We start from the raw sequence: 17,073 nt of genomic DNA, 5'->3' as shown, positions 1-17,073 counted from the left end.
GGAACTTGCCAGCAGAGGGAGGAGAAAAAACCTTCGTGGGTTAGAGGCTGCCTTCGGCGGCCCCTAACCCACGAAGGCCCTCAAGGACTAAAACCTGGGGAAGAACCTAACCTTCCGCGCGCCCCCAGGCCTTAATGCCTTGACCTCTCGATCTCGCTAAGAGCGGGAGGCCTGGGGCACTGGCTCGCTGAGGTTGAGGACGCTGACGCGGGCGGCGATCTGGCGGGCGATGTCCCGCAAGGCCTGGGCCGCCGGGCTATCGGGGTGGGTGATCACCACCGGGCGCCCCACCTCTCCGCTCTCCACCACCCGTGGGTCGAGGGGGACGCGCCCCAAAAATGGCACCCCCATCCGCTCCGCCAGCTGCCGCCCTCCATCCTGTCCGAAGATGGCGGTCACTGTTCCGCAGTGGGGACACACAAAGCCGCTCATGTTCTCCACCACTCCTAGCACCGGCACCTCCAGCCGCTCAAACATCCGCACCGCCCGCCCCACATCGCTTAACGAAACCCCTTGGGGCGTGGTCACCACCACCGCCCCTGTCACTGGGGCCAGCTGGGCCAGGGAGAGGGCCACATCCCCTGTCCCCGGCGGCAGATCCACGACCAGATAGTCCAACAGCCCCCAATCGACGTCGGTTAGGAATTGCCGCACCGCGCTGTGCAGCATCGGCCCCCGCCAGATCACCGGCTGATCCGGTGGCAGCAGAAACCCCAGCGACATCACCCGCACCCCATAGGCCACCGCGGGCAGGATTTTGTCCCCCTGCGGCGCCGGGATCCGTTTCACGCCCAGCATCTCAGGGATGTTGGGCCCATAGACGTCGGCGTCCATCAACCCCACCATCGCCCCCATCCCCGCCAAAGCCACCGCCAGATTGGCGGCCACCGTGCTCTTGCCTACCCCGCCCTTCCCGCTGCCCACCGCCAGGATGTTCTTGATCCTCAGCCCCTCGATCGTCTGCAGCCGGGCATGGGCGGGCACCTCGGCCGTCAGCCGGATCTCCACCTCCCGCACCCCGGGCAGGGCCTGGATGGCCGCGCGGATATCGGCTTCGATGCGCTCGCTCAGCGGGCAAGCGGGGGTGGTCAAGGCCACGTTCAGGGCCACCCGATCCCCCTCCACCACCACCTCGCGCACCATCCCCAGCGACACGATATCCCGTCCCAGTTCTGGATCCCGAACCCCGCGAAGCGCGCTCAGAACCTGTTCCCGTGTTGTCATTGAGGCCTCCATTTTCTCCCCTTCAGAGCACCCATAGGGGCCTATCCTGCAACTGCCCCATTGTCAGCTTATGCAGAAGAGCGAGCCGCTGCCTTCTCGCCCTTCTTGACCTTCTCGGCTTCTTTCTCTGCCTGCTCCCGGGCCCAATCCGAGGGATGGATTTGCGCGTGATAGGTGTCCGGCTTCAGCAGACGCGGGAGGTCGAACACCAAGGACTCATAGCGCTCATAGGACGAGAGCTCGTAATCGTGATCCATCTTGATCGCATCGAACGGGCAGAACTCCGCACAGAAGCCGCAGGACATACAGATCGTGGCGTCGATGTAGAAAGCCTCTGGCTCGGGCTTCGGGCGACCGGTGGTCGGGTCCGTCCCGCGCACGATCCAGATGCACTGGGGCGGACAGACCTTGGCGCAGATCCCACAGGAGGTGCACTTGATCTTATCCTCTTGGGTGTCGTAAACCAGGAAAGGAATGTATCGAAAGTTCTCCGGCAAAGGCAGCTTCTCTTTGGGATACTGAACGGTGAACACGCCCCGGGCCCGCGGTCCCTGTCGCGCAGGGAGATGTTGAGGCCGGTAGCGCCCTCCCTCGAACAGATAACGAATATCCTCAATGTAGGAGTAAATGAAATGTTTGAGGGTCACACCAAGACCTTTGAGGATGCCCAGGCCGTAGATCATCGCGATTGGCCTCCCATAAGATTGATCAGCTCATAGACACCGAAGATCTTCAGGGGGTTGGAGCCGCTGAAGGAGGCCCCCAACCCCCTGAAGAATTTTTCTCTTGGGATGGCGTTGATCGCACTCCCTTTAGACTTTAGCGATCCACCTCGCCCAGAACGATGTCGATGCTGCCCAGGATGACCACCACGTCGGCCACCTTGTGGCCTTTGCACATCTCGTTGAGGGCCGTGAGGTTGATGAAAGACGGCGCCCGGATGTGATAACGGTAGGGGTTGGGGCTGCCGTCGCTGACGATGTAAAAGCCCAATTCGCCCTTGGGGTTCTCCACCCGCCCATAGGACTGGCCGGGAGGAACGCGGATCATATACTGTTTCTTGCCTGCCTGGATCTCGCCCCCAGGGATCTGGTCCAGGGCCTGCCGCAGGATCCGCAGGGACTGCCACATCTCGTCGATGCGAATCAGGTAGCGGTCGTAGACATCGCCGTTATAGCGGACCGCCACATCGAAGTCGAAGCGATCGTAGATGCTGTAAGGCTCCGCCCGTCGGACATCGTAAGGGATCCCCGAGGCGCGGAGCACCGGGCCCGCCGCGCTGTAGGCCACAGCCAGGTCCGGCGGCAACACCCCCACGCCCTGACAGCGGGCCTTGATCAGCTCGTTGTGGGTGAGATAACGATCCAACTCCTCGATGGCCCGGGGGAGCCGGTTATACACCAGCTCCTTCGCCCGGGCGATCCAGTCGTCGGAGACATCGTGGGCCACCCCGCCGAAGCGCATGTAGTTGCACATCATCCGGGAGCCTGCGGCCTCTTCGAAAAGATCCAAAATCAGCTCCCGCTCCTCAATTGCGTAGAGCGCTGGCGTGAAGAAAGCGCCCAGGTCGTTCAGCAGGAAGCCGATGGCCCATAGGTGGTTCACGATACGGGTGAACTCCGCCATGATCACCCGGAGGTACTCCGCCCGCTCCGGGGGCTTGATCCCCAGCAGCTTTTCCACCGCGATGGCGTAGCCCAAGTTATTGCTCATCGAGCAGATATAATCCAGCCGGTCTGTGTAGGGCATGTTCTGCAAATACATGTTCCGCTCGCCGATCTTTTCATGGTTGCGGTGAAGATAGCCCATGACCGGCTCCAAGCGCACGATGGTCTCCCCATCCAGAGTGACCACCATGCGGAAGACCCCGTGGGTGCTCGGGTGTTGGGGGCCCATGTTGACTACCAGCCTGTCTGTGCGCAGGCTCTTCAGCTCCACCGGCTCCCCCGTCTCCGCCCGGGCAAACTGCCCCATGCCGATGTAGAGCAACTCGTCCGAGGTGTCCTCGACCTGATCGGGGTCCCAGTCCAGTGGATACTGCACGTTATCGTGCCAGAGGACCCTGTCCTCCGCCCGTATGTGATGGCCAGACGGCCAGCGGCTGCTGAAAGGCTTGTGTTCCTCTTCGAAATAGGGCTCCTTCCAGTCTTTGCGCAGCGGATGGCCGTGAAAGCCCTCCCAGAGCAGGATCCGCTTGAGGTTGGGATGGCCGGCGAATCGGATCCCCATGAGGTCCCAAGCCTCCCGCTCTTGGAAGTCCGCCCCCGGCCACACCGAGACCAGCGAGGGGACTGTGGCCACATCCCGGGGGGTGCGAGCCTTGAACACCAGGGGACCGCCGCCTTCCAGACGGTAAGCATGATAGACAACCTCGAAATAGCCTTCCTGGATGTAATCGACGGCTGTCACGCTGGAGAGATATCGATAGCCCAGCTCATCCCGGATGAATCGGGCGGCCTCTACCAGAACATCATTGGAGATGACGACGCCCTCGTATTCAGCGGGTTGAACTGCATCACCGAATTTCTCCTTCAGGACCGCGAGGTCACCCTTCAGCTCCGCCAGTGGGGCCGCCTTGGTCTTCGCCGGCGCGGTCATCCTTTCCTCCCATCGGAATCAGATTGGAGTCAGGTGGGATTTCAGCGGCGACACATCCCGAGTTCATCTCCCTCAACCGGCACCCATCGATCCGCCCGCCGGAAGCATGTGAGGGGATCGCCCACCCCCTAAGAACTTTGAGATGAAGCTCCCGCGGATGCCTCCTGCTGGGCCCGCAGCTTCGCAAGGCGGGCACGGATCTCCGGAAGACGCCGTGGATCGATCAGATCCGGCCCGAGGATGGGCACGGGGATCGCCTCGGATTCGCCTCGCTGATACCAAGGCACCGCTCGGACGGATTGGCGCTCGATTTTCTCATAAAGCTTCAACAGGCCGTGGAGAAGAGCTTCCGGCCGGGGCGGGCAGCCTGGCACATAGACATCCACCGGGATGAACTTGTCGATGCCGGAGACCACGTTGTAGCCCTCTTTGAACGGGCCGCCACCGGTGGCGCATGCCCCCATGGAAATCACATATTTGGGTTCCGGCATCTGGTTATAGAGGCGAACAATCTGAGGGACCATCTTCTTGGTGACCGTCCCGGAGACGATCATGAGGTCGGCCTGACGGGGGCTGGGTCGCATCAGCTCGGAGCCGAACCGGGCGATGTCGAAACGGCTGGCCGCCGCACAGATCATCTCAATCGCGCAGCACGCCAGGCCGAACATCATCGGCCAAACCGAACGCTTACGCCCCCAATTGTAGATATAGCTCACGAACCGATCGATCGTGGTGATGAAGACGTTATTGCTGAGCTCGGGGGGGACCGGTGTCGTGTTCAGATCGCGCAATTCATCCATGGGCGAGTACCTCCTCTAACCATTCTCGCTGGATCTCCTCCAATCGCACGGGATCCTTCAAACGCGGATCATCGGCGAAACCCGGCAGGGCGACCACCCACTCATGCAGCGTCTCCCAATCCACCGAAAGGGGATCCACCCCCGGATGAGCCGCCCGCAAGGCCAACGCGATCGGATACGCATCATCCCAGTAAAGCGCTGTCATGTGAATCTTAGCACAATTTTAATGAATTAAGCAAACTTTAATGGTAGATCGCCCCATCCCCTCCCCCTCTCCCGACGGCTTCGCCGCCGGGAGAGTAGCGGTAGGGCTGACCCGGCATTCACTGGATCGGGACCCGGCCGAAGGCGGTCGTGTCAATCTGGGCACGCTGGAGCCGACCGCTGTAGTCGATGTAGACCGCCTTCCACTCCGTGAAGAACTCGATCGCCGTCAGCCCCGCCTCCCGGTGGCCGTTGCCGGTCCCCCGGGTGCCCCCGAAGGGGAATTGGATCTCCGCCCCGGTGGTGCCGTGGTTGATATAGACGATGCCGGTAGTGAGATCCCGGATGGCTTGGAAGGCCTTGTTCACATCTTGCGTGAAAATGCTGCTGGAGAGGCCATAGTTCACCGCGTTGTTGATGCGGATCGCCTCCTCCAGATCCTCCGCCTCGATGATCGAGAGCACCGGCCCGAAGATCTCCTCCTGGGCGATCCGCATATCCGGCCGCACCTGATCGAAGATCGTCGGCTCGTAGAAGAACCCTTTTCCGTTCACCTTAACGGGGTTGCCCCCGCACAACAACCGCGCCCCCTCGGCCTTGCCGATCTCGACGTAGCTGTGAACTTTCTTCACCGCCGCCTCGTTGATCAAAGGCCCCACATCCGTAGTCGGCTCCAGGCCGTTCCCCAGCCGCAACCGCTTGGTCCGTTCCACCAGCATTTCTGTGAATTTCTCTTTGATCGGCTTATGGAGGATCAGCCGGGAACATGCCGTGCAACGCTGCCCGGTGGTCCCGAACGCCGCCCAGAGGGTAGCCTCCAAGGCTAGCTCCAGGTTCGCGTCCTCCATCACGATGATGGCGTTCTTCCCCCCCATCTCCAGGGAAACCCGCTTCAAGTGTCGGGCCGCGCGGGCGTAAAGATCCCGCCCGACCTCCGTCGACCCGGTGAAGGAGATCGCCTTCACCGTCGGATGCTCCACCAACGCATTGCCCACCGTAGGGCCAGGGCCGATCACCAGGTTGAGGACGCCCGGCGGGAGGCCGGCTTCCTCGAAGACCCGCACGAACTCCGCGGCGGTGGCCGGGGTATCCGTGGCCGGCTTGAAGATCACCGTGTTCCCGGCAACCAGGGCGGGGAAGATCTTCCAAGACGGGATCGCGATCGGGAAGTTCCAGGGGGTGATGCAGGCGACCACCCCAATCGGATCCCGCACAGCCATCCCAAACTTGTTCGGCAGCTCCACCGGAGCGGTGTAACCCAAGAGCCGTCGCCCTTCCCCGCCGATGTAGAACGACATATCGATCGCTTCCTGGACATCCCCTCGAGCCTCCGGGAGGACCTTGCCCATTTCCTGGGTGAGCAACCGGGCCAGCTGCTCCTTGCGCTCGACCAGCAACTGGCCGACACGGTAAAGGATCTCCGCCCGCTTCGGCGCCGGCACCTTCCGCCACTTCTCGAAGGCCGCCGCTGCGGCTTCCACCGCCGCTTCCACATCCCGTTCATCGGACTTCACCACCTCAGCCACCGGTTCCTCGGTAGCCGGGTTGATATCCAGATAGCGAGCCTCCGAATGGGATTCCACCCACTTCCCATTGATATAATTCTGGACGCGCATGGGGTCCCCCTTGGCGCGCAGGGTTACGCTGACGATTATAGGCCTGATAAAGAGCCCATGTCAATGGAAGAGCCCTGGAACGCCTATCCTTCTCGTCGGTCGCCCGGCTCCCAAATCCATCGGGGGGAACGCCTCGCATCGTTCCTGTTCGGTAACCATTCAGCCTGATCCGATGCGGTTCGGGGCGCTCGAGAGGAGGCGGAAGGACACCGCCCCCCATATCCGCATTGGCATTGCGTGAGAACGGCTGCATAGTTGCCCTTGTTCGATGATATAATCGTATGTGACAAGATTCACACGAGGGTTGCACCATGTTCACTCACGTACGCGTGCCGGAAGACGGGAAGAAGATCGAGGTTCGGAACGGACAGCTCGTCGTGCCCGATCATCCCATCATCGGCTACATCGTCGGGGATGGGACGGGACGAGACATCATGCCGGCGGCGATGAAGGTCTGGAACGCCGCCGTGCAGAAGGTTTATGGAGGCCAGCGCAAGATCGCATGGGTCCGCCTCTACGCCGGCGAGGACGCGGAGGAGCTCTACGGCGAGCGCCTCCCGGAGGAGACCCTGCGTGCGATCCGGGAGTTCATCGTGGCCATTAAGGGCCCGCTGACCACCCCCATCGGATACGGCTGGCGCAGCGTCAACGTGCAGCTCCGGCAGAGGTTGGATCTCTATGCGTGCGTGCGGCCGGTGAAATGGTACCCAGGGGTTCCCTCCCCGTTGAAAGAGCCCCACAAGGTCGATATGGTGGTGTTTCGCGAGAACACCGAGGATGTGTATGCAGGGATCGAGTGGGAGGCGGGATCCCCCGAAGCCAAGCGGGTAGCCGCCTATTTGAAGCGAACCTTTAAGATCACCCTACCGCCTGACACCGGGATCGGGGTCAAGCCCATCAGCAAGGAGGCCACCAAGCGGCTGGTGCGCAAAGCGATCCGCTACGCCCTGGAGAACGGCCGGCGCAGCGTCACCCTGGTCGGTAAGGGAAACATTATGAAATACACGGAGGGCGCCTTCATCCGCTGGGGCTATGAGGTCGCCAAAGAGGAGTTCGGCGATGTGACGATCACCGAGGCTGAGGTCGCGGAGGGGAAGCCTGCCGATGGGAAGATCATCATCAAGGACCGCATCGCCGACGCGATGTTCCAGCAGGTCCTACTGCGCCCGGACGAGTACGATGTGATCGCTACTCCTAACCTGAACGGCGACTACCTCTCGGAGGCCCTCGCAGCTATGGTGGGCGGCGTAGGGATCGCTCCCGGCGGGAACATCGGGGATACCTTGGCGGTCTTCGAGGCCACCCACGGCTCGGCACCCAAATATGCGGGGCTGGACAAAGTGAATCCGGGCTCGCTGCTGCTTTCGGGCGTCATGATGTTCCGCTACATCGGGTGGAACGAGGTCGCCGATGCCATCGAGGCCGCCTTCACCCGCACCATTCAGCAGAAGATCGTCACTTACGACCTTGCCCGTCTAATGGAAGGCGCCCGAGAGGTCCGCACCAGCGAATTCGCCGACGCCATCGTCGCCAATCTGTGATTCGGGGACCTGGGGGATAGGGCCCTTCCCCCTCCGCTCGCGGGCTCCGAACGACATCCATCCTAGAAGAATTAGGCTGGGGCGCCGCCGAAGATGGCGCCCCAGCCCGCAGGGAATCGAGCATCAAGAGTGAACGTCCGCTCCCGGCTCCGGAAACCTCATGGAGGCGAGAAATGGAAGCATCCTCCACGGCCACTGTCGTCGCTCTCTTCCGTTGCCCCGGCCATCGGGCGCCGATGGAGCCTGTGACCGCCGTCTGGGCAGAAGCCAATTGGGGGTTATTGGGAGATGCCCACGCTCGCCCGGATTCCTCCCGCCAGGTTCTGCTGATGGCTCAGGAGGTCCTGGACGCGTTGGGCTTATGGCCCGGGGCCGTGCGGGAGAACATCACCCTCCAAGGCTTTCCCCTTGATCAGCTTCGCCCCGGCGATCGCCTTCAGGTTGGAGAAGCGATCCTTGAGATCACAAAACCGTGCACCCCATGTGCTCGAATGGATGAAATCCGTCCAGGGCTTCAGGAAACCCTGCGGGGCCGTCGGGGAATGCTGGCCCGTGTGCTTCAGAGCGGATGGATCCGCTGCGGGGATCCCGTGCGTCGGGTGATGATGGAAGATACGCGCAACGGCAACCCCATGAGCTCCGCGTGACCGGTGGGCGCGCTTAGATCCGACGGCATAACGTGGGTGTTTTAGCGCTCTGCTGCGGACAAGAGCCCCTTGATTGCCGTCTACCCCTTAGGACAGATGGTATTCGTGCTGAAATTCCATATTTCACAAATTTGTGATATATAAGTTCCAGGAATCCTGAGCGAGGTGAGACTGGGCCATGGCTCCCGTTCGCAAAGTGCCGGAGATCGTCATTGGGCGGCTTCCGATTTACCTGCGGGCCTTGCAGGTGATGGCGGCCGAGGGCCGGGAGGTAACCTCCTCTCAGGAACTGGGAGAGCGCCTGGGGATCAGTTCCGCGCAAATCCGAAAAGATCTCTCTTATTTTGGTACGTTTGGGAAGCAGGGAACGGGCTATCGGATTCCCGATCTGATTGAGCACCTGAAGCGCATCCTGAAGGTCGATCGAATATGGGACATGATCCTGATCGGGGCTGGCCACCTGGGACACGCGTTGGCCCAATATCAGGGGTTCACTCCTCGCGGGTTCCGGCTTGTGGCCATCTTCGATAATGATCCGGAGAAGATCGGACGGCCGATTGGGCCTCATGTCATCCGGGATGTGCAAGAGCTCCCCACTTTCGTGCGTGAACATCGGATTCGGATCGCCATGATCGCCGTCCCCGCCTCGGCCGCCCAACAGGTGGCCGATCTCTGCGTTGAGGCGGGCATCCGCGCCATCCTGAATTACGCCCCGATCCATTTGAAGGTCCCGCCGGGGATTTTGGTTCAATACATCGATCCAGCGATCCACCTGCAGCAGATGACCCATTACCTGGAGGATGAACGCTGAAGCCGCTCCAATCGATTTCCTTCGCCTTCGCGGGGCTGGAGGAAAGGAGGCGACCCTGGATGCCGGTTCCTTCCGGGAGGGACCGAGATCGGCTTAGCATCTCAGGCTTTCAACGGACGAGGTAAAGCGCCGGGTAGAAAAACACCCAGACGATGTCCACGAAGTGCCAGTATTTCACCGCCCCCTCGACGCCCCACAAGCGCCCGGGGCCGAAAGCTCCCCGTCGGCCCAGCCGGTAAATCAGGGAAAGGATCAGCACCCCGCTCAGCACATGGGCCGCGTGCATGCCCGTCATCGTGAAGAACACCGTGCCATATCCAGAGGAGGGCGGTGCAAAATGCATGGCTTCCGGCCATTCCAGAACCACCACACCGACCAGGAACAGAACCCCCAGGAGGATAGTGGCCAGCAGGTTCCGGAGGAACATCGAGGTCTTCCCGTGGGCGATGGCGACCTCCGCGCGGTTGGCCGTGAAGCTGCTGGTGAGCAGGATCAACGTAATGGCCAACCCCAGGCTCTGGTTCAACTCCGCCGGCCGGTAGGTCCCCTGGAGAGCGAAGCGAGCGCTCAGGAGAGCGGCGAAGATCATGCTCTCGGAGAGCAGAAACAGCCATAGCCCAAAGCGGGGGATGCGCGAGGGGGTGGCGATCGCATGGGTCTCTGGGACAGTGCTCATTGCTCCTCCTCATGCCAGAGCTGGCGAAGGTGCATGTAGAACCAGAGGATCAGACCGGCCTTGGCTATACCCAGAACAGCCAGAGCCGGGAGCGGACGAGGCAAAGCAGTGGCCGCCAGGATCTCCAGGGCCGTGAGCCCGAGCAATCCCCCGAACACGAGCACCCCCACCCGGAAGGGCGAAAGCGTCCCACGCATCTTTCCCCTCCTACTCTCCACCGACCCAGGCATGGGCGGCGCCTGGGACCCCGTAGCCGTAGGGATCCCCGACCACCCGCGGTAGGGCCGGGAAGTTCTCGACCGGAGGCGGTGAAGACGTTTGCCACTCCAACGTGCGAGCGCGCCAGGGGTTATCTACCGCCCGAGGGCCTCGCGCCCAGGCATATGCGAGGTGGGCGATCAGGAAGAGAAAGCTGGCCCCCAGGATGAAAGCGCTCATGGAGACCAGCATATTCCCCCCAGCCAGATAAGCCGGGTAATCCGCAACGCGGCGGTTCATTCCGTACAGGCCGAGGCCGAACATAGGCAGGAAGGTCAAATTGAAAGCCAGGAAGAACCACAAGGCGTGGATGCGGCCCAGGCGATCGTCATACATCCGCCCCGTGATTTTGGGGAACCAGTAATAGAGCCCCGCCACCAAGGCGAAGATCATCCCACCCAGGATCGTGTAGTGGAAGTGGCCCACGACGAAGTAAGTGTCCTGAAGGTGAAGATCGGTGGGGACATCGGCCAGGAAGATGCCGGTTACCCCACCGATGAGGAAATTGGCCAGGAAGGCCAGAGCCACCAGCATCGGAGGCCGCAGCCACAGGCGGCCCTGCCACACGGTTCCCAGGGCCGAGAGGAAAATCAGGCCGGTGGGCACGGAGATCAATTCGGTGGTGACCATAAAGGGCGCATGAAGCCAGGAGGGCATGCCGCTGGTGAACATGTGGTGGGCCCAGACCAGGAAACTGAGCCCCACGATCCCAAAAAACCCGCCCACGGCCCAGCGATAGGCGAACAGCGGCTTGCGGGCGAAGTGGGGGAGGATCTCCAGGATCACCCCGAAGGCGGGGACGATCATGATATAGACAGCGGGGTGGGAGTAGAACCAGAAGATATGCTGATAAAGGAGCGGATCTCCTCCCCGGGCGGGGTCGAAGAAACCCATGCCCAGGATCCGATCCAGGAGGACCATCAGCAAGGCCACCGCCACAAATTGGGTGGCGATCAGGCTCAAGATCGAGGTGGCAAAGATCGACCAGACAAAGATCGGAAGCCGGCCCCAAGTCATGCCCGGCGCTCGGAGGAAGACGATGGTGGTGAGGAAGTTCAGGCCGCCCAGGATCGAGGAGAGGCCCACTGTGATAAACGCAAGGTTGAAGAGCACTTGGCCGCTGGCATTGATCTCACTAAGGGGTGGGTAGGCGGTCCAGCCGCTGTCGAAGCCACCCAGCATGGGCGTGCTGAGCAAGGCCAGCGCGGCCGGCGGCACCAGCCAGTAGCTCAGGGCATTGAGGCGGGGGAAGGCCATATCGCGGGCCCCGATCATCAAGGGCACCAGATAGTTCCCAAACCCCCCGACAATCGTGGCCACCGCTACAGCGATCATTATAATCCCATGCAAGCTCATCACCGTGTTATACTGGCCCCGGCTGATCAGCTGGAGGCCCGGCCGCATCAGCTCGGCTCGCATCAGCATAGCCAGCAGGCCCCCGACCAGCATCAACCCCAAGAAGGTCACCAAATACTGAACCCCGATCACCTTGTGATCGATGGTAAAGCGGAAATAACGCTCCCAGCCCCGGCCCTCCTCTGGGTGAACCGGCCATCCGAACCACTCCCGCGCCCAGACCTCCCACATCCCCACGCCCAGCAGCCAGCCGATCAGACCCAATCCATACCCGGCCACAACGGCAGGCTCGCTGGTTAACCCCCGTCCGGTGAGGGCGGCGATTAACCCGGCTCCGATCAGATAGCCGATCCCACCCCAGAGCAACCCTCGTCCGATGGGGAGAAACGCCCGCATTGGGTACCTCCTGCTGATCTCCTGTTCACTTCTTCCGCTGCTGATCCACCCAGGCCGCAAATTGATCTGCGGAGATCACCTCCACGGTAGAGATCATGGCAGCATGGCCGGTCCCACACAGCTCCGCGCACTGCACCCGCAGCGTGGGCTCCAGGGTCGTGCGACCGAGTTGATTAGGGGTAAGGATCAAAGAGGTGGTCCGCCCAGGGACCGCATCGATCTTCAGCCGGAAGGCCGGGATCCAGAAGGAGTGGACCACATCTTGAGAGGTGATCTCGAAATGGACGGGGCGGCCCAGCGGAAGAACCAGGCGGTCCTTGACCTGAATCTGATACTGAGGATAGGTGAACAGCCAAGACCATTGACGGGCCTGGACCTGCACCACTAACGCTTCTTCATCTTCATCCGCAGCCACAGCAGAGGGGGGATGGATAAATTTTAATTCCATTAACCCCCGGATGCCTGGCTGGATCACCAGGGAGAGCGCCAGAAGGGAGGTCGCGATCAGCCAGGCCAGGGCTCCGGTGGTATGGCCAAACACCGGCGGGCCATCCTCAGGCGGATCCCCAACGGCCCGGAAACGGAACAGGCTGTAAAGCAGCACGCTGAGGACGAAGGTGAAGACCGGCGCCCCAACTATCAACAGATATCGGAACGCCCGATCCACGACTTGAGCTTCGGAGGCCATCGACGGGGGAAACGGGACCCCAAGGATGATCGCCGTCTCCCCGAGAAAGGTTAGGATCAGCCACAACCCGAGCGCCCGAAGGACATCCCGCATCGGCCGTTCACCTTTCTACGATGAATTTGCCCTTCATCCCCTCCTGATAATGCACCCCATCTTCCTCAAAGCAACCGATCTCCCACTCTCCTACCCGATCGGCAGGCACTGTGAAGACGATGGTAGCAGTCCCACCAGGCTCTAGCGCCACCATGAAGCCAGCATGCGCCTCTTCTTCCTCCTGCTCGATCTTCTCACCACTCACCTGGGGATGAAGGCCAGCAAAGAAGTCCTCCTGATACCCGGCGGGCTTGCCCTCCATCTCCATCACTGTGCGACCGATCATCAGCTCGTGATCCTTCTTGCCGGAGTTCACCAGGACCAGGCGAACCTCCTGGCCTGCCTTCACTCGGATCGTATCCGGCTGAAACTTGTACTCGGTCATGGTGATCCGGATTTCCCCTGTGCTGGGCCCTGACGATGGCCCTTGCGGTTGCCCGCATGCCACTAGCAGGAAGATCCCTGCGATGAACGCCCATCCCCACCGGTTCATAAGCGCACCTCCGGTCGGATCTATGTGCCCTCATCGTAATGCACACCCGAAAGTTGGACATCTGTTCCAAAGGTGAATAAAGGGATAACCAAGAGAAGTAAAAAAGGATTAAGGGGGATACATCCTATGGGGAGGTTGGGGAGGCGCCCGCTTTTTCCTCTTTTTCAGTTTTGGTCCCCTAGGGGTTTTAGGGCGAGCCGGGCGCCGAGGGTGCCCGGCTCGCCCTAAAATGCTTTAGAGACCACCTTCCCACAGCCCCAGGGGCCGTGGGAAGGGGGCCAGGGGGATGGAGCCGTTGGCCCCCACCATCCTATATACCGAATGGAGAGCCCATCGGAAGGGGAACAGGAAGGTGGAAAACCCGTCACAGGCTTCCTCGATCCTAAAGCCCGAGGCGGCGGGCCTGAGCGATCGCTTCCGCTCGGCTCCGGACGCCAAGCTTACGAAGTAACCGTCGAGCATAGAGCTTCACTGTGGGGAGCGCGAGGCCTAAATGGGCGGCGATCTCCTTGTTGGTGAGCCCTCGGGCCATCAGGGCCAAGATCTCCCGCTCCCGCAGGGTCAGCGAGGGAAGAGCAGGAACCGGCGGGGTGGGAAGACCCGCCAGCCATGCCAGGACCCGGGGAGTAAGGGTAGGATCTAAGATCGCCTTGCCGGCGACCACATGGCGAATGGCGGCGATCACCTCCTCAATTGTGGCATCTTTCAGGAGATAGCCATGGGCTCCCGCCGCGATCGCACCCCACAAGTCCTCATCCTCATCCGACACCGTGAGCATAATCACCCGGGTCTCCGGGCATCGCCGCAGGATCTCCCGCGTGGCCCTCACACCGCCGCCCGGCATCCGGACGTCCATCAATACCACATGGGGGCGGTAGCGGACAGCCAGCTCGATAGCCTCCTCTGCATCCCGAGCGTGGGCGATCACCTGCAGGCCCGGCTCCTCTGCGAGCAGGCTGGCCAAACCCTCCCGAAAGAGGGTATGATCATCCGCCAGCAGCAGTGTGATTCGCTCCGTCATAGAGAAGAGTGGGCGTTCCACCGACTCCATTGGTTCCACTCCTTTCGCTCGCCTTGGGCCATCGCAGGCGAATCCAAGTTCCCTGCCCAGGGGCGCTATGGATCTCCAGGGTCCCTCCTAACCGCTCCGCTCGCTCCTGCATCATCCGGAGACCGAAAGCTGTGGGGGGAAGTGCCTCCGGGTTAAAACCCACGCCATCATCGGCAATCTCCAGAATCCCCTCTCCACTCTCCCAGCGCAAGGAGAGACGAATCCGTCGGGCGTGCGCATGACGGCGCGCATTGGTCAGGGCTTCCTGAGCGATCCGCAGGCAATGGGCTTCCTCCCATGGGGTGAGCGGCGGCAGCTCTTGAAGGTCCAGCTCGATCTCCGCTTCCCCTCGGGCCTGGATAGGGGCGACCAACCGGCGAAGCGCATCGGCCAAGGTTTCGCCCCGACCTCGCACCGTTCGCAAACCCTCCAGGGTCAGACGGACCTCGGTATAGAGATCCCGGAGATCTTCCCGGATCTCCCGCAGAAGCCCCGGGAGGATGTTCCCCGCACCCTGGCGAGCGCATGCCCGTTCAGCTTTCTGAACCTTCAAATGCAGGTAGGCCAAATGCTGGGCGATGTCGTCGTGAAGCTCCCGCGCCAGGCGGCGCCGCTCCTCCCAGATAGCAGCTTCGACTCCAAGCCGGGTTTGCCGGGCCGCATGCAGCCAGCGAGCCATGGCCTGAGCCGCCACCTGGGCCAATCGCTCTTCTGGTGGGGAAAGATCCCGCCGGGTGGGATGACCCAGCAGCAGCCCTCCAATCCTTTCTCCATCAATCTGCAGTGGGAGCCACCGAACCCAGCCCCAGGAAGCTCGCTGAGAGCTCATGGAGTCTATCGAGGCCATCGCCCGCAGTTCATTCTCCACCGCCAGGAGGTCCTCAGGAGGAAGATTCCAGGCGGCCACCGCCCGAGCGCTCCCCTCCTCGATCATGACCAGCACCCCCCATGCCATTCCACATCCTTCCACCACCAACCGTAAGGGAGGAAGGAGCACGCTCTCCGAGTCAGGTGCTGCAGGGACCAGACGTTCGATCTCAGCCCGGATGGTCGCCTCCCAGCGCGCGGCGCGAGCGGCCATCACCGCCGCGGTGAGCTCCGCGGCCAAACTCTGGAGGAGCTCATAGCGCTCTTGGGACAAGGGTGCTTCAGCAGAGCGGTAAAGGACTAGGAAACCCAGGGTTTGATCCCCGTAAGCCAGGTGCAAGCATGCAACGGAGGCGAAGCCCATTGCCCGCGCTGGGGCTGTTGGAAGAAGCGGACACGCCTCGCCCACCCGAGCCGCGCGGGGGAAGCATCGGACGCATCGAGAAGGGGTTTGCGGATCCATCCAGCGGGTCTCCAGGAGCTCCCGCATCGCCTCCGGGAGGCCTCGCTCTCCGGCCAGCTCCAGGCGCCCCGTCGTAGGATTCCAACTCAGGAAGAGCCCTGCCTGGGCCTGCGCGGCCTCCATCGCCAGCTCCAGCGCCGTCTCAACCATTTGAGGCCAATCGGAGGAGGTGGAAAGCGCGCGACTTGCTCGATGAAGGAAGGCAAGCCGCGTGCGCTCCTGTTCCAGAGCAGCCTGGCTTTCCTGCAGAGCCCGCAGGCTGGCCTCCATCGTTTGAGCAATCTGCCCCCATTCATCCGCTGACCGAATGGGAAGCTGCACATTGAATTGCCCACGACCGACCGCCTTTATGGCGTGGAGTAGAAGGTTAAGGGGGCGAAGGACCCAACGGTAGAGAGCCAGGTGGGTGATCAGGAGAAGGAAGAATCCTAATCCCAGAGCCCAGAGGGATTGTTGCAGGATTAGGGAACGGAAATAGCTTTCCAGCTGGGGAATCGGCTCCGCCAGATGAAGCATGCCCTCTCCGGGCATGGGAACGGTGCATGAGGCGACCCACACCGATCCGTGCCGCATGACCTGAAATCGCGGGAACAGCCCTGGGCCTGCGATCTCCCTCTCTACATAGCTGATTTGGGCGGGAACGGTTACGTTGCTCAGGCGCACCCGTCCCTGGGTATCCAACAAAAAGACCTGATGCGAGGCGCCATAACGGTCAATACGGTCCAGGATCCGTACGACGTCCTCTAAAGAGCGCGAATGGATGGGATCCGACAAGAGAAAAGCCAGGCCTTCCGCCTCTTCACAGAGATGACGTTGAACCTCCTGGAGGAAGAACTCGCGCTGCCGTAGGATGTTTCCTATAAGAAGGAAGAGAACAACGACCAGCACACCCCCCGTGAGGAGAAGGAATCGCCCCCTCAACCCGAGGATCCTTAACCGAAGCAATTGAGCCAAAAAGCGGCCCATTTTTTCGCCCCAGGTCTGGGTATCTATGCTTCAGATAACCGGAAAGATCCTTCCACTGTTTACTTAGATTATAAACTCGTTATGCAACAGCGCGCTGGGGAAATAGCCCCGCTTTCCCGCATTTTCTCACCCCAAGAAACCTCCCCCGGTTGCTTTGGTTGTTATTGCTCCTTCCATTCCGCCTGGTCCCATTCGGTTCGAAGCTCTCGCGAAGAAACAGAAGTGTCCTACCCCTCTTCATCCCTTCTCCCCACAGCCCAAAGGGCTGCGGGGAGAAGGGATGAAAAATCCTCGGGGGCTGGGGGCCGTCAAAGGCGGCCCCCAG

At 61.6% G+C, this 17,073-nt stretch carries 16 protein-coding genes and 1 pseudogene; 3 read left to right on the top strand and 14 right to left on the bottom strand.

Annotated elements, in window-relative coordinates; translation table 11 throughout:
- Positions 1–156 precede the first annotated feature (156 nt).
- The 7 genes and pseudogenes from ACFMO5_RS05820 to ACFMO5_RS05790 all read right to left on the bottom strand — a co-directional run bounded on the left by ACFMO5_RS05820 (position 157) and on the right by ACFMO5_RS05790 (position 6,442).
- Entirely contained in the window at positions 157–1,224 is a 1,068-nt protein-coding gene (locus tag ACFMO5_RS05820; RefSeq protein WP_376791812.1) for an Mrp/NBP35 family ATP-binding protein, read from the bottom strand.
- Positions 1,225–1,292: 68 nt separating this feature from the next.
- Positions 1,293–1,907 carry a 4Fe-4S binding protein gene (locus tag ACFMO5_RS05815; protein ID WP_376791811.1) on the bottom strand — a complete coding sequence of 205 codons (615 nt, stop codon included), beginning with the start codon at positions 1,905–1,907 and terminating at the stop codon, positions 1,293–1,295.
- Positions 1,908–2,043: 136 nt separating this feature from the next.
- A complete protein-coding gene (locus ACFMO5_RS05810; RefSeq protein ID WP_376791833.1) occupies positions 2,044–3,198 on the bottom strand; it encodes an NADH-quinone oxidoreductase subunit D in 1,155 nt (384 codons plus the stop codon).
- Positions 3,199–3,375: 177 nt separating this feature from the next.
- Positions 3,376–3,822: pseudogene (locus tag ACFMO5_RS05805) on the bottom strand (NADH-quinone oxidoreductase subunit C); the annotation flags it as partial.
- A 128-nt stretch (positions 3,823–3,950) separates the two neighbouring features.
- Positions 3,951–4,613 carry an NADH-quinone oxidoreductase subunit B gene (locus ACFMO5_RS05800; protein WP_376791832.1) on the bottom strand — a complete coding sequence of 221 codons (663 nt, stop codon included), beginning with the start codon at positions 4,611–4,613 and terminating at the stop codon, positions 3,951–3,953.
- Between the two features lies 1 nt (position 4,614).
- The gene (gene iscX / locus ACFMO5_RS05795) at positions 4,615–4,827 is read right to left on the bottom strand and encodes a Fe-S cluster assembly protein IscX (protein WP_376791810.1); all 213 of its coding nucleotides are present in this window, start codon (positions 4,825–4,827) and stop codon (positions 4,615–4,617) included.
- Between the two features lie 118 nt (positions 4,828–4,945).
- On the bottom strand, positions 4,946–6,442 hold the full coding sequence (locus ACFMO5_RS05790) for an aldehyde dehydrogenase family protein (protein ID WP_376791809.1): 1,497 nt from the start codon (positions 6,440–6,442) through the stop codon (positions 4,946–4,948).
- 311 nt (positions 6,443–6,753) lie between these two features.
- Between ACFMO5_RS05790 and icd the strand changes: the two genes are divergently transcribed.
- The 3 genes from icd (at position 6,754) to ACFMO5_RS05775 (ending at position 9,441) form a co-directional block, all read left to right on the top strand.
- The gene (gene icd, locus ACFMO5_RS05785) at positions 6,754–7,983 is read left to right on the top strand and encodes an isocitrate dehydrogenase (NADP(+)) (protein WP_376791808.1); all 1,230 of its coding nucleotides are present in this window, start codon (positions 6,754–6,756) and stop codon (positions 7,981–7,983) included.
- 173 nt (positions 7,984–8,156) lie between these two features.
- On the top strand, positions 8,157–8,630 hold the full coding sequence (locus tag ACFMO5_RS05780) for an MOSC domain-containing protein (protein ID WP_376791807.1): 474 nt from the start codon (positions 8,157–8,159) through the stop codon (positions 8,628–8,630).
- Between the two features lie 178 nt (positions 8,631–8,808).
- Positions 8,809–9,441, top strand: coding sequence for a redox-sensing transcriptional repressor Rex (locus tag ACFMO5_RS05775; RefSeq protein ID WP_376791806.1), 633 nt, complete (start codon positions 8,809–8,811; stop codon positions 9,439–9,441).
- 109 nt (positions 9,442–9,550) lie between these two features.
- On the opposite strand, the gene ACFMO5_RS05770 is transcribed toward ACFMO5_RS05775, so the two are convergent.
- The 7 genes from ACFMO5_RS05770 to ACFMO5_RS05740 form a co-directional block, all read right to left on the bottom strand.
- Entirely contained in the window at positions 9,551–10,117 is a 567-nt protein-coding gene (locus ACFMO5_RS05770; RefSeq protein ID WP_376791805.1) for a heme-copper oxidase subunit III, read from the bottom strand.
- Positions 10,114–10,314 (bottom strand): cytochrome C oxidase subunit IV family protein, encoded by a 201-nt coding sequence (locus ACFMO5_RS05765; RefSeq protein ID WP_376791804.1) that lies wholly within the window; start codon positions 10,312–10,314, stop codon positions 10,114–10,116. The genes ACFMO5_RS05770 and ACFMO5_RS05765 overlap by 4 nt, the downstream gene beginning before the upstream one ends.
- A gap of 10 nt (positions 10,315–10,324) precedes the next feature.
- The gene (locus ACFMO5_RS05760; protein ID WP_376791803.1) at positions 10,325–12,127 is read right to left on the bottom strand and encodes a cbb3-type cytochrome c oxidase subunit I; all 1,803 of its coding nucleotides are present in this window, start codon (positions 12,125–12,127) and stop codon (positions 10,325–10,327) included.
- 25 nt (positions 12,128–12,152) lie between these two features.
- Entirely contained in the window at positions 12,153–12,908 is a 756-nt protein-coding gene (gene coxB / locus ACFMO5_RS05755; protein WP_376791802.1) for a cytochrome c oxidase subunit II, read from the bottom strand.
- A gap of 7 nt (positions 12,909–12,915) precedes the next feature.
- Positions 12,916–13,401 carry a cupredoxin domain-containing protein gene (locus tag ACFMO5_RS05750; RefSeq protein ID WP_376791801.1) on the bottom strand — a complete coding sequence of 162 codons (486 nt, stop codon included), beginning with the start codon at positions 13,399–13,401 and terminating at the stop codon, positions 12,916–12,918.
- A 382-nt stretch (positions 13,402–13,783) separates the two neighbouring features.
- Positions 13,784–14,422, bottom strand: coding sequence for a response regulator (locus ACFMO5_RS05745; RefSeq protein WP_376791800.1), 639 nt, complete (start codon positions 14,420–14,422; stop codon positions 13,784–13,786).
- Positions 14,388–16,748 carry an ATP-binding protein gene (locus ACFMO5_RS05740; RefSeq protein ID WP_376791799.1) on the bottom strand — a complete coding sequence of 787 codons (2,361 nt, stop codon included), beginning with the start codon at positions 16,746–16,748 and terminating at the stop codon, positions 14,388–14,390. Before ACFMO5_RS05740 ends, ACFMO5_RS05745 begins: the two co-directional genes overlap by 35 nt.
- Between the last annotated feature and the right edge of the window lie 325 nt (positions 16,749–17,073).

This window comes from Thermoflexus sp., assembly GCF_042408365.1.
Lineage (GTDB): Bacteria > Chloroflexota > Anaerolineae > Thermoflexales > Thermoflexaceae > Thermoflexus.
Note: the sequence above shows the minus strand (reverse complement) of the source record. Positions and strands in the feature narration are given on the sequence as shown.